The 20343-nt window shown below is 34.7% G+C and carries 3 protein-coding genes; all 3 read left to right on the forward strand.

Translation table 11 applies throughout. The features are described from left to right. Positions 1 to 181: 181 nt before the first annotated feature. The gene (locus tag JM658_RS02210) at positions 182 to 2371 is read left to right on the forward strand and encodes a T9SS type B sorting domain-containing protein (RefSeq protein WP_236957593.1); all 2190 of its coding nucleotides are present in this window, start codon (positions 182 to 184) and stop codon (positions 2369 to 2371) included. 5 nt (positions 2372 to 2376) lie between these two features. After that, positions 2377 to 4488, forward strand: coding sequence for a PorP/SprF family type IX secretion system membrane protein (locus tag JM658_RS02215; protein WP_236957594.1), 2112 nt, complete (start codon positions 2377 to 2379; stop codon positions 4486 to 4488). A 67-nt stretch (positions 4489 to 4555) separates the two neighbouring features. Further along, a complete protein-coding gene (locus tag JM658_RS02220; RefSeq protein WP_236957595.1) occupies positions 4556 to 20341 on the forward strand; it encodes a T9SS type B sorting domain-containing protein in 15786 nt (5261 codons plus the stop codon). The last annotated feature ends 2 nt before the right edge of the window (positions 20342 to 20343 follow it).

The raw sequence follows: 20343 nt of genomic DNA on the forward strand, positions 1-20343 counted from the left end.
TTACAAACCGATTAGTATCTTTTGATTACTGATTGTGGATAACTTTACTAAAAGCACTCTAGACATATAAAAATGCTCGTTTCACCACAAAACATCAGTAGTGTTGAAAAAATCTAATAACTTTGGTTTTCTATAATAGAAAGTTGTTACTTTGTGATTGCCCAAATTAAAAAATGAACTAATGAATAGACCTTTACCCAAAAATTCTATTCGTCTTTGCCTACTGTCTCTCCTTATGGGAGTTACAACTGCACAAGCGCAAGATTTAAAGAAGCCTATTTTAGGTTTCTCAGATGCTTGTTCATCCAAAGACTTTAATAGTTTTACAGTCCAATTTAAGTGGGATCCTACTCCAATCGTAGCTTCCGACAACGAGTTTATTATAGAACTTTCTAGTGCAGATGGAAGTTTTAATTCTCCAAGAACACTTGCAAGTGTAAGTGACAAAAACACCACATTCGATTTTAATTTTGAATTCGCAATGCCCGAAGATGTACGTGGCGAGAATTACAAAGTTCGCGTTCGCAGTACAAATCCGAAACAGGTAAGTCCAGAAAGTAATCCTTTTGGGGCATATTTCCTTAACGTTTCCGAGCCTTTAGTAGTTAATAATTTTGAAGAAGCTTCCGTTTGTGAAGCTACTACCGTTTATCTTGAAGTTGATAATTATCCAAATGAAGGTGCCTATAATTGGTACAAGGATATGTCGCTACTTCCAGGGGAAAATGGCCCTTCAATAGAAGTGTCTGAACCTGGAATTTATTTCGCAGAAATAGATTACGGTACATATTGTTCTACTTCTACAGCTTCTAATTTGGTTGAGGTTTATATAGAAAACTCGATTGGTGTTGAATTAATAGGGGCTAAGAAAGTATCGCTTTGCGAAGATCAAACTTATACATTAACTACCGATCTTGTTGATGAAACGGTAATTTATGCATGGTATAAAAACGATGAACTTATAGTTAAAAATAATAGCAATACGCTAGAAGTAAAAGGTAACGACCCAGGTTTTGCGGGAGATTATTATGTAGAAATTGAAAGACCGGGAGGGTGTAATGAGAAAACATCAGTCGTTCAAATAAATGCTGGGAGCTTTAATCTTGCTTTAGAGACACCACAAGGAACTATGGTTTTGCCACAGCAAACGATAGAAATAATTGCAAATACCAATGCAGTATCACCAACATATGCTTGGTATAGAAATGGTACTTTATTAGCTAATGAAACAAATAGTAAGCTTTTAGTTTCTGTAGGTGGTGATTATTATGCAAAGATCACACAAGAAGAAGGTTGTACCGCAAGCAGAACAACAGATGCTATTACTGTTACGGAACCAACAGATTACACGGCTTCTATTGCTGCTGAAAATTATACTGCTTGCCAAAGTAATTCAGTAAGTCTTATTCTTGGAGATGTAGAAACTACAGACTCCGATGGAACACCATATGTTTTACCAGAATCAGCATTAACATCTGCTAAATACCAATGGGTATATAATAACAATCCTATTGCTGGAGAAACAGGATCAAGCATCACTGTTTCTGATGTGAAACTTAGTGGAGCATATTCATTAAGCATAACTTTAGAAGGAGGAATAGCGGTTACATCAAATACTTTTGATGTGAAATTAGGAGTTCAAGAATCACCAGTATTAACAGGAACGGGAACGGTTACTTGTGAAAATGGTGAAATGATAGAAATAAATTCTTCCGTAGTAAATAGCGAATATAAATATGTTTGGTATCGTAATGGTGTGGAGTTAACAGAGTCATCACCAAGTTTCACTACAAATCTTTCAGGAACATATCAGTTAGAAATAGCTGCTTACGGTTGTTCTGTTACTTCAAATGAATATATAATAAATCAGTTTGATGATTCTGTAGTTACTATTGATGCTTCACAAACTATAGCAATTCCAGAAGGAGATAGTAAAGTAGTTACAGCTGCTGGAGGAGATTCTTATCAATGGTTCAATACCGAAAATGAACTTATTAGTAATGGTGCTTCGGTAACATTATCTGAAGTTGGAGAATATATAGTATTGGTATCGGTTGGCGATTGTCAAGTATCAAAAAAGGTAACAGTAACAGACGTTGTTAGTTTGGTGGTGCCAAATGTAATTACTCCAAACGGAGATGGTTATAACGACCTATGGATTATTCCTAGCTCTTATGCATATCAAGAAAATATTACTATAAATATATACGAACAATCAGGGGCTCCTGTTTATTCAACAAACGATTATCAAAATAACTGGCCTGAGTCTTCAAGTATTACCTATTCTGGTGGTAGACCGCCTATTTACTACTATAAAATAACAAAAGGTAAAGAAACTTTGAAGCAAGGAACCATAACTGTAATTAAATAAAAAGAATGAAATACAGGTTCATATTAATCCTACTTATGCTGTCATCTTTCTGTGTCTCCGCACAGGAAGATGCGCCTGTGGCTTCTATTAATATCCCTGCACAAAACTTATTGAAGTTTAATCGCTTCGTTATTAATCCAACCTTTTCTACCGTACATGAAGACAACTCATATTTAAACCTTTATCATAGAAATCAATGGGTAAGTTTTGATGATAATTATCAAACTTATTTAGGAAGTTATTCAGGAAGAATAGGCGACCGTTCTGGATTAGGTTTAAGCGTTTATCATCAACGTTTTGGAACTATTGCTAACTTTGGTGTGATGGCAAATTATGCATACGGAATACGATTGTCCGAAATAAGTAATCTTACTTTTGGTTTTAATGTTTCTTATTATAATAGTGGTGTAGATAAAGGTAATATCAATTCATCTCAGCCAGATGATCCAACCATTGCAAACTTACAAGATGGTTCTTTGATATCTTTTCAACCAGGAATCAACCTTTCTATAGGGAAGTTTGATGTTGGTTTTTATGCTGAAAATGCATTTGATTATAACTTAAGAACAAGCGAATCTCTTACCGATTTTCAAGATAAAACTTTTACGGGTCACTTAATGTATACCAATCGGTTTGAAAATGGATCTGGTATTATGAAAGATGCTAGATTATCTGCTTTAACAAGAGTTAGAAGAGTGGGAGAAGAAGACCTAAATTTATCTGGAAGTATCATTCTAGACTTACCAAAATTAGGATGGGTTCAAACAGGATATGATGATTACTACGGATTGGCTGCTGGTTTAGGATTTAATATTACAAACAGACTTTCTCTAGGTTATACTATTGAAAAAGGTATAAGCGGACAAGTTTCAAATTTTGGTGTTACTCATGAGGTAAACTTTGCATATTCATTTCAGCCTACACTTAGTGAAAATCGTGTTTTTGAAGATTTAGAGGAAGATGAAAACCTACTTTTAGTAGATAATGAAGAAGTTCAAGATACAATTACAGATAAGGATGCAGAAATAGAACGACTCAGAAATCTAGTTGCAGAAAACAACATGATCATAGATGAGATGATGTTCAAACAAGATTCGATGGAAGAAGCTAGAAAGAACGACATCAATAAGCGTTTTGCATATATAATTAAGTATGTAAATGATAACAAGGGCAAAGGTAATGAGCAAGAAGTAAAAGCTCGTGCAGTTGCTATGATGAAAGAAATAGATAATGATGCCTACGAAAAGGCGGAAGCAAAATATAACAGTGATTATAATGATATTGGAACTGCTAATAAGCGTTCCTATGCGAAAGCAAATACCGTAAATAATAATGAGGTTTCCCCAAAACCGAAGCGTGGCAAAACTAACGTAAGCGCTACTAAAAAATTAGTAACATCTACTACCAACCTAACCGACGTAGAAAATGGAGCTTACGTTATTGCCAACGTTTTTAAAAGCGATAAATATCTTAACGCGTTTCTTCAAGATTTAGAAAGTAAAGGGATTTCTGCTGGCTATTTTGAGAAGGGCGATTTGAAATATGTGTATATAAAAAGATACTCATCTGTAGCAGATGCTAATGCAGCCTATGCTTCTCAGTTTAATGGTTTATATGATGGGGATGTATGGGTAATGAATATTAAAAACGATAATGCATCTCAACAGAAACCAATTTCTAATACAGCCTATGCTGATGCAGAAAATAGTACTGAACCTATTTTTAATAAAGAAAATACAAACCCAAATATCAATACGGAGGTAGCTATTTTAAACAACGGATTATCTCAATGTACCAATCGGTATGTTAACCGTATATTTAAATCGGATCACATTAATCTTGTAGAGGAAGCTATTGCCGTAGATAATGATATTATTAGTAATCCTAATAAGGGATATTACTTAATAGCGAATGTTTTTTCTGATGAAGAGAATGCCAAACGCTATTTAAAAGAATTAAAGAGTGAAGGTTATGATGCAAATATTTTTATCAATCCAAAAAATAATTATAGGTATGTGTACCTAAGTAAATATGATACTTGGCAAGGAGCCAAAAATTCGTATCGCACAAGCGTTAATTATAAGAATGATATATGGATTATGCCCATGAAAACCTAGTTATAAAAGAATAATAAAGACATACTAATTACATATTAATAGTAACAAGTCCCCAAAGCTTAACACTATGAAAAACAACTACTTTACCTTAAATAGGTGTATCCTATTTGCATGCATGTTTTATGCATGTATCTCTTCTTTATCTGCTCAAGTTAAAAATGACTTCGACGTTAGATATCAAGATAATGTGCGTGGAGAACTTACATTTATTGCAAATAATATTGTTAATAGAGATTCTGGAAATAATAATAGACCAGAAGATCCATACAATTCTACGGGGAATAGCTCCAGCTATAATGACAATTTAAATATGCAATATATAGATGTTGATTCTGATGGATCTACATTTAGTTCAAGTAGTGCTTCACTATCTATTCCAGATCCAAGCTGTAGTAGAATTGCATATGCTGGTTTATATTGGTCTGCAGTTTATAAAGACAGAGACCGTAGTGATTTTAATCAAGTAAAGTTTAAAGTTCCAGGTGGGTCTTACGTTAACCTAACAGCAGATGAAATTCTATTTGATGGATATAACGACTCCGATTTTGGAAGTTATAGTCCATATGCATGTTATAAAGATGTTACTTCATTACTTACACCTTTAGCAAGTCCAGATGGGGAGTATTTTGTTGCAAATGTAAGAGCAAGTTCAGGAAGTTCTATTAGTGGAGGAATATCTGGGGGATGGACATTAGTAATTGTATATGAGAATCCTACATTAGCAGGTAAGTATATCACAACATTTGATGGTTATGCGGGTATAAAAAGTAGACAAAGTGTAGATATTCCTTATGATGGGTTTATTACTTTACCTAAACCTTTTCCTGTAAATGCAAAGATGGCAGTAGCTACCTTAGAAGGAGATAACCGTATTACCGGAGATAAACTTTCAATAAAGTCTAGTAAAAATAACTCATTTACTACTCTTGGAAATAGTGCAAACCCAAAAGACAATTTTTTTAATAGTAATATAACAATCGAAAACAGCATTGTTAATACTAGAAACCCAAACAGTAGAAATACTTTAGGTTGGGATGTAGATTTATTTACAATAGACAATCCAAATAATAAAGTAATTCCAAATGATGAAACAGCAGCTGTTTTAAGAGCTAGTTCTACACAAGATAAATATGATATATTTTTTAGTTCTTTTTCTGTAGAGGTAATAGAACCAGACATGCAGCTTGCTAAGAATGTTTTTGACATTGATAATAATGATATTCAAGGAAAAGAAGTTGCGTTAGGGGAGGAAATAAAATATACCCTTTCTTTTGATAATATTGGAAATGATGACGGGACAAATTTTTCAATTAAAGATATTCTTCCTAAAAATGTAAATTTATTAAGCGTTAATCTTCCAGATGCAATTGGAGTAAATAGCATTACTTATACACACGATCCTGTTTCAAATGAAATCATATTTTCAATTCCAGATATTTATGCTGAAGTAGATAGGTCTTTATATACAATTACAATTAATGTTCAAGTACAAGAAGACTGTGATAAGTTGAGAGACGCTTGTTCTAATATCATTCAGAATTTAGCTTATGCTTCTTATAGAGGTGTTTTAAATGATAATGAAATCTCTGAAGATCCAAGTGTATCAGGATTCGATAATTGTAATTTTGGTATTCCAGGATCTACAAATTTCTTACCTAATCTCGATGAATGTAATTTTGAAAGAGAAATTGCAATGTGTGGAGATTCCGTAGATTTAATTGCTGGAGAAGGTTTTGATACTTACCAATGGTTTTTTCAGAATCCAGATGGAACTTATAGAGCATTAACAGGTGTTATAGAAGGTTCTAATGCAAATATCTATACTGCTACTAACTTCGGAAAATATAAAGTTGAAAAGAAAATAACTGAGCCTTGTAAAGACTTTGATGAGTTTATTACTGTAATCCCAAGAAGTAATAACCTTGAAAGTCCATTTGCAGATGTAGCAGATGAAATAGTTACCTGTACAAATGATGGAACGCAACTTCCAAAATTCTTTTTATGTGGAACCAATGATGATAGAAATCTTAATGTTAGTTTCCCAGATGCTATAGAATTAGTATGGCAAAAAGTAGATGAAAGCTGTGCTGCACTTTCTGATGTTGAAGATTGTCCTACAAGAGATAATTCTTGTACTTGGAATACTGTTGGAACTGGAGATCAGTATTTATTAGATGGTCCTGGAGAATATAGATTAGAGGTAAGATATCAAAATAACTGTTTTAATAGATTCTATTTTAAATCTTATGAAAATTCTGTAGATCCAAAAATAGCTATACAAGATATTATTTGTGAAACGCAAGGAAAAATAGAAATTTCTGGAGTTGGTAATGGTTATGAGTATGCTATTGGATTGGCATCATCAGCATTTAATTCTTCTACTGCTGCTTGGCAAACAACAACGTCTTTTACTGTTAATGTTGCAGGAACTTATAATGTTTATATAAGACAAGAAGGAATCGACATTAATGCAGGAGATAGAGAGCCTTGTTTATTTAAATTCGAAAATGTAATAATTGCAGATAGAGCTTTTGATGTTAGTGCAACTCCTAAAAACGCACTATGTTTTGATGATAAAGGATCTATTAACGTTACCGTAGATGATGCCAGAGCATGGTATACGTATGTTTTAACAGATAGTGATGGAGATATTGTAGCTGAAGAAAGACAAACAGATGATAATAATTTTGTGTTTGTAGGTTTAGATCCTGGAGATTATAAGGTAAAAGTTACTACAATCGATAAATGTGAAGACATTATAGATGTAACATTAACAGCACCAACAGAATTAAAATTAAACGCAGTTATAGATGAGAACGTTGCTTGTAATGACGGTAAAATCTCTTTAACAGCAAGCGGAGGTACTCCTAGTTATTCTTATGCTATTTGGAGCTATGTTCCAGCTGCTAGCGCAACAGCTTCAGCAATAAGTTATAGCGATATTGATGATATTCCTGCTTCAGAATACGACATAAATGATCCAAATGATGAATTTATAATTAGTCAAGGAGCGGAAGGGAAATATATCTTTTTAGTTACTGATAAAAACAATTGTAATACATTTTCAAATGAGGTTACAATCGCTTACAATCCTCCAATAACATGGAGTTTAGAAAGAACAAATTTAGGTTGTTTTCAATCCAATGATGGAATTATAAAAGTTAATCATGGTTCTAAGAATGGATATTCATTAACATATGTGCTTACTAAACCAGATGGTTCAACAGTAAATTCTTCAGATGGTAATTTTACAGGATTGGCAGCAGGAAGAAATTATGAAGTTACCGTAACTCAAAGTTATGGAAGTCAGACTTGTTCTACTTCAGATAAAATAACATTAACAGAGCCAGATAGATTAACAGCTTCTGCTGGAGTATCTAAATTACCTGGTTGTAATTCTAGTGATGAAACATTAGCAGAAGTTAGAATTACAAATCCGTTAGGAGGAACACCTCCATATACATATAGTTTTGATAACGGTTCTAGCTATGGGAATTCAGCAATAGGAAATCTATCTGCAAATACACACACATTATATGTTAAGGATAGTGAAGATTGTACTTTTCAAATGACAGTTACAATTCCTAAACTACCTGTTGAGCCAACCGCAGAGGTAACTTATACTTATAATTGTGATGGTTCTGGTAATATAGTTTTAACGCCAAGTGTTCCAGATTATGAATATGATTATGATGTAAATGGAGTTCCTACAGATTCAGGAAGTACTTTAAATGTAAATGATTTACCTAATGGTGAGCATACAATTACTATTCATTATAATAATCCAAATTATGTTACTTATTCTAATCTCTTAAATGAAGATTTTGGACAGGGAGCTAATACTTCTAGTCCATATATCGACCCTAAATATTGTTATGAGTCGCAGTATCCAAACGATCCGAGTTCTTGTGATCCTGGGGGAACTAACAATAGAGAAATAAATGATGGAGAATATAGTGTTACTTCTAAAATAGATCCAGGAAAAGGATTATTCTTAGGATGGATTTCTCCAAATGATCACACCGATCCTACTAACCCTAATGGTCGTTATATGGCGATTAACATTGGAGGTGTAGCTGGAGTTAATGGTGTAATTTTTAAGAAAAGAGTTTATGATGTAGTTCCAAATCAAGACATTAGTGTAGAGTTAGAAGCATTTAATTTAATTGGAGAAGGGACTACAAATAGGGATGATCCATTTTTAGTAATTCAATTAGTAGGAACAGATGGAGCTGTAATTGCTGAAACAAATACGGACCGAATTCCCAGACATATCGATGCCAATACTTGGATTAATTATGCGGTTGAATTAAACCCTGGAAATAACGACGAATTAGATATTGTAATTAGAACACAAAATGACGAGGTTAGTGGGAATGATATTGCTATTGACGATATTCTTGCGTATCAAGTTCCAGAGAAATGTGATTTAACTGTAGATATTGATATTATTATTGATGGTGAAGGTTTTGCAGCTAATTTAAACGGAGTTACAGATGCTAGTTGTAGTGGTGAGAACGAAGGAGTTATAGAGTTTGAAGTTGAGAATTTCGATACTACAGAAGGATTTCAGTACTCGATTGATAATGGAGTTACTTGGTCTACAACGCAAACATCTTCTCCTCTTAAAATAGAAAACTTACCAGCTGGAAGTTATAATGTACAAGTACGAGATGTAAGAGATACAGCTAATTGTGTAGCAGATTTTGATGCTACAATAGAAATGCCAGATCCTATCACAGTTTCTGCAAATGTGACTTCTCAAATGACTTGTAGTAACAACTATACTGCTGTAATTACTGCAAAAGCAGAAGGTGGAGTAGGAGTTTACGAATATCAGTTAGAAAATACAGGAGGAATAGTAACTGCTTTCCAAGCAAATAATAAATTTACTATAACAGGAATTGCTAATGCTGGAGATTATACAATAACTGTTAAAGATGAAAATGGATGTGTTAGCCCTGTAGAGGCAAATGTTACTGTAAACCCTCCAAAAACTGTTGATTTTGATCTTTCTGCTGTAGAATGTTACAATGGAAAAAATGGAGAAATAACAGTTACAGTTAAAGAAGGTAACGGAAATTATCAGTTTAGTTTGGATAATAGCACTTGGCGTAATGCAAGTGCAGCTACACCATTATTATATACATTTAATAATCTTACTCCTGGAACATATAATGTTTATGTAAAGGATGGGTCCGGATGTTCTGAAACAAAACAAATTAAAATTAATGAACAGCTAAGCTTATCGGTTTCTTCTCAAACTAATATTTCATGTTTTGAAGATGCAGATGGTGCAGCTACAATTACAGTAGAATATTTTGAAACTTCTTATAGTTATACTTTAGATGGAGGAGCTCCAGTTTTAAATTTAACTTCACCTTCATTTGATATAAGTTCATTGACAACAGGAAATCACCAAGTTGTAGTTTCTGATGGTAATGGTTGCTCAGAAGAGATCACTGTTTCTATTGAAGAGCCTACAGCTAAACTTACTTCTTCGATTGTTGTTAAAGACATCACATGTACCAATAGTGGGAGTGTAAAAGTAACTGCTGAAAATGGTTGGGGTTCTTATTCTTATTTATTAGAGTCTACGGACGGAACTATTTCTGTAGGACCACAAAGCAATCGTACTTTTAATAATTTAACTGTTGAAACAGATTACATAGTTACAACAATCGATGCAGGAGGATGTGAATCTAAAAATCCTTTTACACTTAAAAAAGCAGCATTGCCAGAAGTGACTGTTGCAGCTACTTCAGATTTATGTTATGCTGATGGAGGCGTAAGTTTAACAGCTACAGCTACAGGAGGATTGGCTCCATATCAATATAAAATTAATGGTGGAGCATATCAAACGGCTAACGTTTTTAATAATTTGACTCCAGGTTCATATACTGTTGAGGTTACAGATGCTAACGGATGTTCTGCTACAAGTAGCACTCCAATAGTAATTAATGATAAAATTGCAGCGAATGCTAACCTGATTAAAGATTTAGATTGTAGTGCTACAAATGATGCTGAAATTGAAGTAACTATTACAGATGGTTATCCAGGGTATACTTATCAAGTACTTTTAGATGGAGCTTCTCAAGGAGCTGATGCTGCAGTTACTTCGAATCCGTTTACATATACAACTACATCTGTTGGTTCTTATACATTTTTAATAACAGATACAGAAGGATGTACAGTTACAACAAATGCAGTTGTAGTTACAGAAAACACGCCAGCTACAGTTAATCCTTTAGTTACAGAGCCATTGTGTAGTGATAGTACTGATGGAGTGGTAGAATTACAAATTTCTGGAGGGAATGCTCCATATAGTATTGTTTTTAATGGAGGAACAGCATCCTCGCAAACTAAATATGCAGGTCTTGCTGCTGGAACATATGCATACACAGTAACAGATGATAAAGGTTGTGTTACTAGTGGTAACGTTACAGTAAATGCTCCAGATCCTATTATTCCAGGAACAGTAAGCCTTGTTACAGATTACCGTTGTGACAATAGTTCAGCAACTATTCAATTGACAGGATATTCTGGAGGAACACCAGGAACTACTGGATATCAATTTAGTATTGACGGAAATAATTTCCAAACTTCAGATACTTTTAGTACTGGAATTACTGCTGGAACATATACAATTACTGTAAAAGATGAGAACGGATGTGAAGCTACTGCTTCTATCACTATAGATCCATTAAATAAACCAACAAAATTAGACTTTACTGCAACAGCACTTACATGTCCAGCTGTTCAGGCAGATGTTGAAGTTTCTGTTGTAGGAGGAAATACACCTTTTAATTATGAAATTACTGCTCCATCAGGAAGCGTAGTAGATAATGGAACAAATAATATATTTTCTAATCTAGCAGTTGGAACGTACACTTTTAAAGTGACTGATGCTAAAGGTTGTGAAATAGTAGATACTTTTACTATTAACGATATCCCTAGAGTTGCAGTAAGAATATCAGATTCTTCAGATGTAATTTGTAATGGAGCTTCTGACGGAGAATTTATTTTTGAAGTAAGCGATTTTGTTACTACGTATTCATACGATGTTACAGATGGAGCATCGACTTCTATCGATTCTAATACGGGAATTTCGACAGCCACAAATACAATTTCAAATTTATCTGCTGGAACTTATACAGTTACAGTTACAGATGAAACCACAAATTGTACTGTAGATACTTCAATTACAATTAAAGAACCAGTTGCATTAGACTTTGGAACCACAATTACTGATGTAACATGTCTTACTAATGGATCAATAACTGTAAACGCAACTGATGGATGGGGTAGTTATGAATATCAATTATCAGATGCTGCAGGAACTACGGTTATTAAAGGATATCAAAAAAATAATACGTTTACAAATATCGCTGCAGGAACATATACTGTTTTTGTAAAAGATGGAAAAGGTTGCGAAATAAGTAAACCAATTACTTTAGACCCTGCAACACCGCCATCTATTGCTATCGAAACTTCTTCTATTGTTTGCTATGACTCCACAAATAGAGCGTCATTAGACATTAGTGTAACGGGAGGAATAGCTCCATTTACTTATACAATAAATGGAGGAGAATCAAATGCTCTAACACTTACAGGTGGAACGTTTACAATTTCAGATCTATTACCTGGAACTTACAATATTGAAGTTATTGATGCATACGGATGTACTTCTAGTGCTGTATCCACTACAATAGAGACTCAACTATCAGCTAGTAGTTTAATTACAAAAAGTTTAGATTGTACCGCTTCCCCTAATGCTGAGATACAAGTTACTCTAACAGGAGGTTACACTCCATACGCAGTTTATGAAGTAAGTACTGATGGAGGCTCAACTTGGCCTGTATCTAATACTTTTACAGGAAATATGTTTACATATAATCCAGCTTCTGAGGGGACATATTTGTTCAAAATAACAGATGCTCAAGGTTGTGAGGTAACAACTCAGAAGGAAATAGCACCGATTTCTACTCCAGTAATTTCAAATGTCATCCCTACAAATGTTACTTGTAATGGTAGCGAAACAGGATCTTTAGAGGTTCAAATTGATAATTCTGTGGGAGTTTCTCCTTATACAATAGAGGTTTTTGAAGATGATGGCGCAGGAAACCCTGTAAATTCCAAAGGGACCCAAACTACTAATTTACCAGCGGGAGAATATATTGTTATTATAACAGATGCTAAAGGTTGTGAGTCAGCACCATTTAATGTTGAAATAACAGAATTAGCGCCTATTGCAGCAAATGCAGTAAAAGTTGATATCACCTGTGGCGGCGTAGGAGTAGGAATGAGTTTAGGATCTATAACTATAGATGCTACAGGAGGAACAGCCCCTTTTACATATGAAATAAGAAAAGATGATTATTCTTATTCTGATAGCCATAATACATCTTTAAGTTCAAATAGTCACATTTTCGATAATCTTAATTATGGTGATTATATTATAAGAGTTGAAGATGCTAATGGATGTGATTATACAGAAACAATAACTGTAGGAAATCCACCTAATTTAATACTATCAGCATCTACTATACCTGCATGTTTACCTGGAACAGGGATTATGACAGTAGAGGCAAATACTACAGATGGGAATCTAACTTCGGGAGATTTTTATTTTGCTACATATCCAAATGTAGACCCATTTTCTCCAACAAGTTCTAATTGGTATAAAGCCACAGATGACCCTAAAAACTTAGGATTTAATACAGCTTATACATTTACAAATTTAGATCCAGGAGTTAGTTATACATTTATAGTCCATGATGCAAATACAGGATGTGAATTTGTAGAGGAAGCTTCGGTAGATGTGGCGGCTAATTCATCATTAGTGGCTATTATAGATGCACAAAGTAATGTTACCTGTGTAAACGGAGGTGACGGTTCAGTAACTTTTACTGTCGACCCATCTTCAACAGATGCAACCTCTATTAATTATGAAATCTATGATAATAATAATTATACAGGAACAGCCATAACAGGTTCTACTACAGAAGGAGTAGCAACCACACAAGGAGGGCTTGCTCCAGGAGAATATTATATTTATTTCGAAGAAATTGGAGGTACAAACTCAGGTTGTAGCAATGCTTCAGATACATTTATTATTAATGAATCTCCAAGAGCTTTAGAACTAACAGCTGCTGCAACAAATGATAATTGTGCTACAAATGCGGGTGTTATAACAGCAACAGCAAAATATGGTACAGCACCTTATGAATATCAGTTTTTAGATAGAACGGCTGCAATTCCAAGTGCAACAGATGGAGGTTGGACTACCAACTCTACTGCAAATGTAGAAGCTGGAGACTATACGGTTTATGTAAAAGATGCTAATAATTGTATTAAAGAATATGATGTATCGGTACTTTTAGATACAACTCCAACTATATCGGCAACTACAACCAACCAATGTACAGCTGCTGAGAGTAATTTCAATGTAACCCTAACATTGGGTACAGAAGGAGTTGCTCCATATTATGTAAGTGTTGATGGAGGAGCCTTTATTGAAGTAACAAACTTTACTAGTACCGGAAGCACACAAGGATATTCGTTAGTAACTTCTGGCACACATATTTTTGAAATAAAAGACAGTAATGGCTGTGGAGAAATTATCTCTACGGAAGTATATGCTCCGTTAGATATAGAACCTTCAATTACTGCTTCAGAAACTTGCGTGCCAGGAAATTCTGGAGAAGTAACAATTACAGTAGCTGGTGGTTCAGGGAATTTCTCTTTTGAATTAATTGAAACAGGTGCAACAAATACAACGGGTATTTTTACTGGTTTAGATGATAGTACATCATATAATTTTAATATAACAGATGTAGATTCTGGTTGTACTGAGCAAACCACAATTACGTTACCAACACCAGTAGCGCCAACATTTGCTTTAGTAGGAACAGATATAAGTTGTAATGCAGGTAATGACGGAACAATAACTGTTAATCTAAATCCAGGGAATGTAGATGTACCATATACATACACATATGCCCTTAAAGGATCGGTAGCAGGAACTCCTGTAGCTAGTAATCATTTTGATGGTTTAGAAGCTGGAACTTATGAGGTTACTGTTATTTCAAATAAAGGGTGTCAAACAACTAAAGAAATTACTTTAGGAGAGCCATCACAATTAGCCATCACTGCTTCAGCAAGCGCTTATACTTGTGATGAGAGTGCTAGCGTTGTAACTGTAAATATTCTAGACGATGCCTCTGGAAACCCTTCAGGAACGGGACCTTATTTATACAGTTATGACGGAGGAGCTACTTTTAAATCAGAAAGTACATTTAGTGTAGCTTATGGTTCGCCTTCGGTTAGTGTAGTAGTAAAAGATGCTAATGGATGTGAAGATGATGTATCAGTTACTATTCCAGCAATGCAAAAAGTTACTGCCTCTATTTCAACTAAACAAGGAATAGATTGTAGTAATGGTGAAGAAATTATATCAATTGATGTAATAGGAGGATCCACAAATTATACATATACCGAATTGCCTAACGGAACGCCAGTAGCAGACCCAACAAATATTGTTATTACATCGCCTGGTAAATATGTTTATGAAGTTTATGATACTACAACCAATTGTTCTGCTATTGTAGAACATACCGTTGCACCCTACGATTTAATAGGTGTTACAGTAGAGGTTACAGTAGACGAAACGTGTAGCAATAGTAATGATGGAGAAATAACTGTAACAGTTACTGGGTATACAGGAACATTTAGTTATCAAATATTAGATAGTGCTGGAGGTTTTGTAAGTGGAGGTTCAGGAAATGAAACTGCAACTTCTGATCCTTATACCTTTATAGCTTCTTCAACATTAGACAGTGGAATCTATTCCGTACAAATAACAGAGACTGAAACTCCTTTATGTAGTGAAATCTCTAATAAAGTAACAATAGACGCTCCAGAAGAGATAGCTCTTCAATTAATATCGAACACCAATGCAAATTGTAATGAATCTAACGCTATTGTAACGGTTCAGGCAACAGGAGGAACAGCACCATACACTTATGAGGCAGTAGCTCAAGGAGCAGGAGAGCCTAATACTTTTACTTCGGATAACACGCTAGAATTAGATCCAGCAACGCCATCATGGGATATTTATGTTAAAGACTCTAAAGGATGTATTGTAATATCTCCATTAAATGTAAATGTTGCTACTGAAACTATTCCAGATATCACTTTATCCCTTGTTGATGAATGTGCTGTAGAAGGAGCATTCTCAATCGAAGCAACTTTAACAGATGCAGTAAATGTAGGAGTGCCTCCATATAGAATTAGTTTAAATGGAGCTCCTTTCCAAAATGTTACTGCATTCCCAGTAGTTTTCTCTGGATTAAAAGCACAATTACATTCAGTAGAAATAAAAGATATTAATGGGTGTGGAGAAACAGAAACACTTACCATTTTACCAGAATTAAAATTATCAGCCTCTGTGAATACACAACCTATCTGTGGAACAGGAGGAATAATAGATTATACAGTTTCTGGAGGATCTGGAACAAATACGGTAGAATTATTTAAAGCTGATGGAACTGGATCTGGAATTACTGCCACTGGAAGTCAGTTTACAGCAGTTCCAGAAGGAAATTATATTGTAAGAGTAACAGACGGAACAACAAATTGTAGCAAGGAGCAAACAATTTCTCTTGAAGCTCCAACTCCAGTTGATTTTAACCTTGATAAGAAAGATATTTCCTGTCATGATGCAACAGATGGTTCTATAGAAGTATTATTAGATGCTTCGAACGATCAGCCTCCTTACACCTATAATTTATATGAAATAGATGCCCTTAATGGTAATTTAGTAAGTGGTGGCGTTGTTGCTACTCAAACAGGGAACAATACAGTGTTTACTAATCTACCTGCTGGTTTTTACAGAGTTATCACTACTTCTAATAGAAGTTGTGAGGACATAAAAGAAATAGAAATTATTAACCCGCCTGCATTAGCAATTAGCGCAGCGGTTACAGATAGTTGTGATCCAATTAATGGATATGACATTACGGTAACACTAACAGATATAGGAACACCTCCATATAGTTTAACGGTTAATGGTGCTGTTAGAAATGTAACTTTTGAAACAGATGACACTTATGAAATCCATGGACTGAATCCTGGGAATCATACTATTGGGATAATTGATGCTAATGGTTGTTCTTATACCACAGCAACTGCGATTACTATTGTCCCATTAAATTTCAGTGCGCAAGTAACTACGTTGTTAGATTGTGAAATGCCAACGCCAGCTGGAAATGCAGTAATTACTGTAGCTGACATAGCAGGATCTGGAGATTATGACTATTCTATTGTAGGACCAAACGGTGTAACTGGAACAGGATCTGCATCTGCAAATACTTTTACTTGGAATGGAGCTTCAGAAGCAGGAGATTATATTATAACGGTAACTGATACTAATGTTGGTTGTGCGATAGAAAAAACGGTAAATGTTCCTGAAAAACTATTTCCACAACTTTCTATAACTAAAGAGGATGTTACTTGTTATCAAGCAGAAAACGGAAGTATTACAGTTGCTGCAATAGATAATGGGACGGGGCCATTTACCTTTGAAATTACAGATATCGATGGTCTGACAGTTTCAGTAGCTCCAGATAATACAGCTCCAAGTTATGAAGCTACTTTTAGTGATCTAAAAGGAACTGAAGCAGGAACATCATATACAGTAACAGCAACGTCAACAACAAATGCTTGTACTGAAACGATTTCTGAAATAATTACACAGCCAACAGAAATAGTAGGACTTACTGCTTCTGTAGATCAGTTTACATGTACTCCAAGTACTAATATAAACTCTATTGCAAAAGTAATTGCAACTGCACCAATTGGAGGAACAGGAAACTTTAGGTATGAGTTTGTATACGATAATGGAACGCCAAGTGACCTTTCTGATGATAAAACACAGAATTCAACACGCTTAGAATATTTAGTCTCTAATCCAATTGGAGGAGAAGTAACAGTAAGCGTATTTGATGAAAATGGCTGTTCTCCAGTAAGCACTTCTGTAACAATAGATCCTTATGTAGGATTAGATGCTTTAACAACAAACGTTATTCAGCCTACATGTAATACAGGAGATGGAGAAATTACAGTAAATGCTGTATTAGAATCGTCTATTGGTAGTGCAAACTTTATATACGAAATACGTAAGCCAGATGGAAGTACAGAAGCTTCTTTACCTGTAAATGCTGATAATTATACATTCTCAGGTTTAAATAAAGGAAATTATGTACTTACTGTTACAAATGTTGCTACAGGTTGTCAATTAAAAACAACAGCGGCACTTAAAGATCCTAACACATTTGAAGTTGAGGTTGAAAAGATCCAAGATGTATTGTGTTTTGATTCTGAGACTGGAATTGTAGATGTTAAACTTATAGATGCTACTTATACTGGTAACTTTACTTGGAGTATTTATAATGCAGAAGATGATTCTTTCGTGAAATCTGGAAACCAAACTGATAATAGCGGAATTAATTTATTTGCAGGAGCTTATTATGTTGAAGTTTCGCAAACAGATACACCTTTCTGTAGCAATAGAGCATATTTCACTATAAACCAATCAGAAAAACCATTAACACTTGATGCTGAGATTTCAAAATTCATCTCATGTACAGACAGTGGTGAAATTACAGCTTCGGCAACTGGAGGATATGGTTTCTTTGAGTATCAGTTAGTAGATGATTCTAACGGAAACGTACTTCAGTCATGGAGTGAGGATAATGTATTTGAATCACTTTCAGCAGGAACATATAATGTATATGTTAGAGATTATGAAGGATGTGATAATGTCTTCACAACATTATTACTTGAGCAGCCAAATACCATTGCAGCATCAGCAATTCAAGCAGATGTAATTCAATGCGAAGGAGAAACTACAGCAAGTATTACAGTAAATAGTGTTACTGGAGGAAGACCAGAGATAGATCCTTCAGCAAACTATCTTTATATTTTAAACATTTTAGATGCTAGTGGAACTATTGTAAGTAGTAATGCTGCACAGACATCTAATACGTTTACAGGACTTCAAGAAGGAAACTACAGTGTAACCGTAACAGATAACCATGGTTGTGATTCTGATACGAATCCTGTAACTATTACTGCGCCGAACGAAGTTGTTTCAGCATTAAGAATAGATAAAAATAATACATGTAATACCGGTGCTACCCTAGAATTAACCGCTAGTGGAGGTACAGGAAGTGGATATGAATATAGTACTTCTGCAAACGGACCATGGGTTAGTATGGGAGGAAATAGTATTAATATTTCTGTACCACAACCAATCACTACGGAAGTAACACATCAATACTTTGTTAGAGACGGAAATCAATGTATTTCTGATGTTTCTAATGCAGTAGTAACGAAACCAATTCAACCGATAAAAATTACACCTACAGTAGTAACAGATGTGAGTTGTTATGCGGAAGCTACAGGATTTATAAAAGTAGATGTTGCTGGTGGTTTAGGAGATTATTTATATACGTTATATGATGTCTCTGGAAGCGTAGTTGTGGTGCCTCAACAAGAAGAAAATACGTTTAGCAATTTGCCTGCTGGTGTATATTATGTTGGAGTTGAGAGTGGAGATTGTATTGCTGAAGAGCGTGTACAGATAGAAGAAGGAAATGAGTTAACTTCTAAGGAGCCTGTAATTACCAATCCTATGTGTTCTGATGATTTGGGTAGAATAGAACTTGAACTTCAAGGAGGTACAGGAGAGTATCAATATGCTATTTCTCCAAACCTAGATCAATTCCAAAGCAAAAATGTTTTTGAAGATTTAGAGCCTGGAACGTACACTATAATTGCTCAAGATTCTAAAGGATGTAATCCATTTGTTTATAAGAAAGAGATTAAAGCACCAAAAGCTATCTCCGCAAAAGCAAATATCTTAGAGAAGGAATTTTGTCAAGGTGATAAAACAGGAAGCTTTGAAATTAATATTGAAGGAGGAACGGCGCCTTACTACACGGCATTAAATACACAAGATGACGATAAGTTTGAATTGAGTAAAACGATGTTTGAAGGTTTAGAAGGAGGAGAAACTTATGTTGTATTTATTAAAGATGCTAATGGATGCTCTACCAATGTTATTGTAACGTTAGATAAATCTGTTGACCTTTCACCTAAAGCCGAAGTAAACCTTACATGCTTAAATAATAGCTCAGCAAATGAGGTTGAAATAACGTTGGCTCAAGAAGGGTTAGAAGAGATTATTTACAAGATGGATGATGGCGAAGATCAATTTGAAAATGTATTTAAGAATGTTGCGCCTGGAGAGCATACTGTTACTGTTTCTTATTTTGGATGCGAAAGAAAAGTTGACTTTACAGTAGACGCTATCGATCCATTAAACTTAGCTGTAGGACAGAGTAATATTAACCAGTTTACAATAGAGCCTTCTGGAGGATCTGCTCCTTACGAGTATTTTATAGATGGAGTTTCTAATGGTAGCGATCCTGAATATGTAATTAGAGAAACGGGTACTTATCAAGTTAAAGTTATTGATGCTAATGGCTGTGAAGTAATGGCGCAGATAGCAATGACATTCATTGATATTGATATTCCAAATGTATTTACTCCTGATGGAGATAATAACAACGATACATGGACTCCTGGAAACACACTCCTATACCCAAATATTGTCACTAAGATTTACGATCGTTACGGAAGAGTTATCGCAGAACTTCGCATCGGAGACGAATGGGATGGTACTTATAACGGATCACTATTACCAACAGGAGATTATTGGTATGTTATCAAGCTTAATGGAGCTAGTGACGATAGAGAGTTTGTTGGACATTTTACACTTTACAGATAAAG

This window comes from Joostella atrarenae (assembly GCF_021764745.1).
GTDB lineage: Bacteria > Bacteroidota > Bacteroidia > Flavobacteriales > Flavobacteriaceae > Galbibacter > Galbibacter atrarenae.

Coding starts and splice junctions, on each gene's coding strand:
- JM658_RS02215 (WP_236957594.1), top strand. CDS start 2,377: ATGAAATACAGGTTCATATTAATCCTACTTATGCTGTCATCTTTCTGT.
- JM658_RS02210 (WP_236957593.1), top strand. CDS start 182: ATGAATAGACCTTTACCCAAAAATTCTATTCGTCTTTGCCTACTGTCT.
- JM658_RS02220 (WP_236957595.1), top strand. CDS start 4,556: ATGAAAAACAACTACTTTACCTTAAATAGGTGTATCCTATTTGCATGC.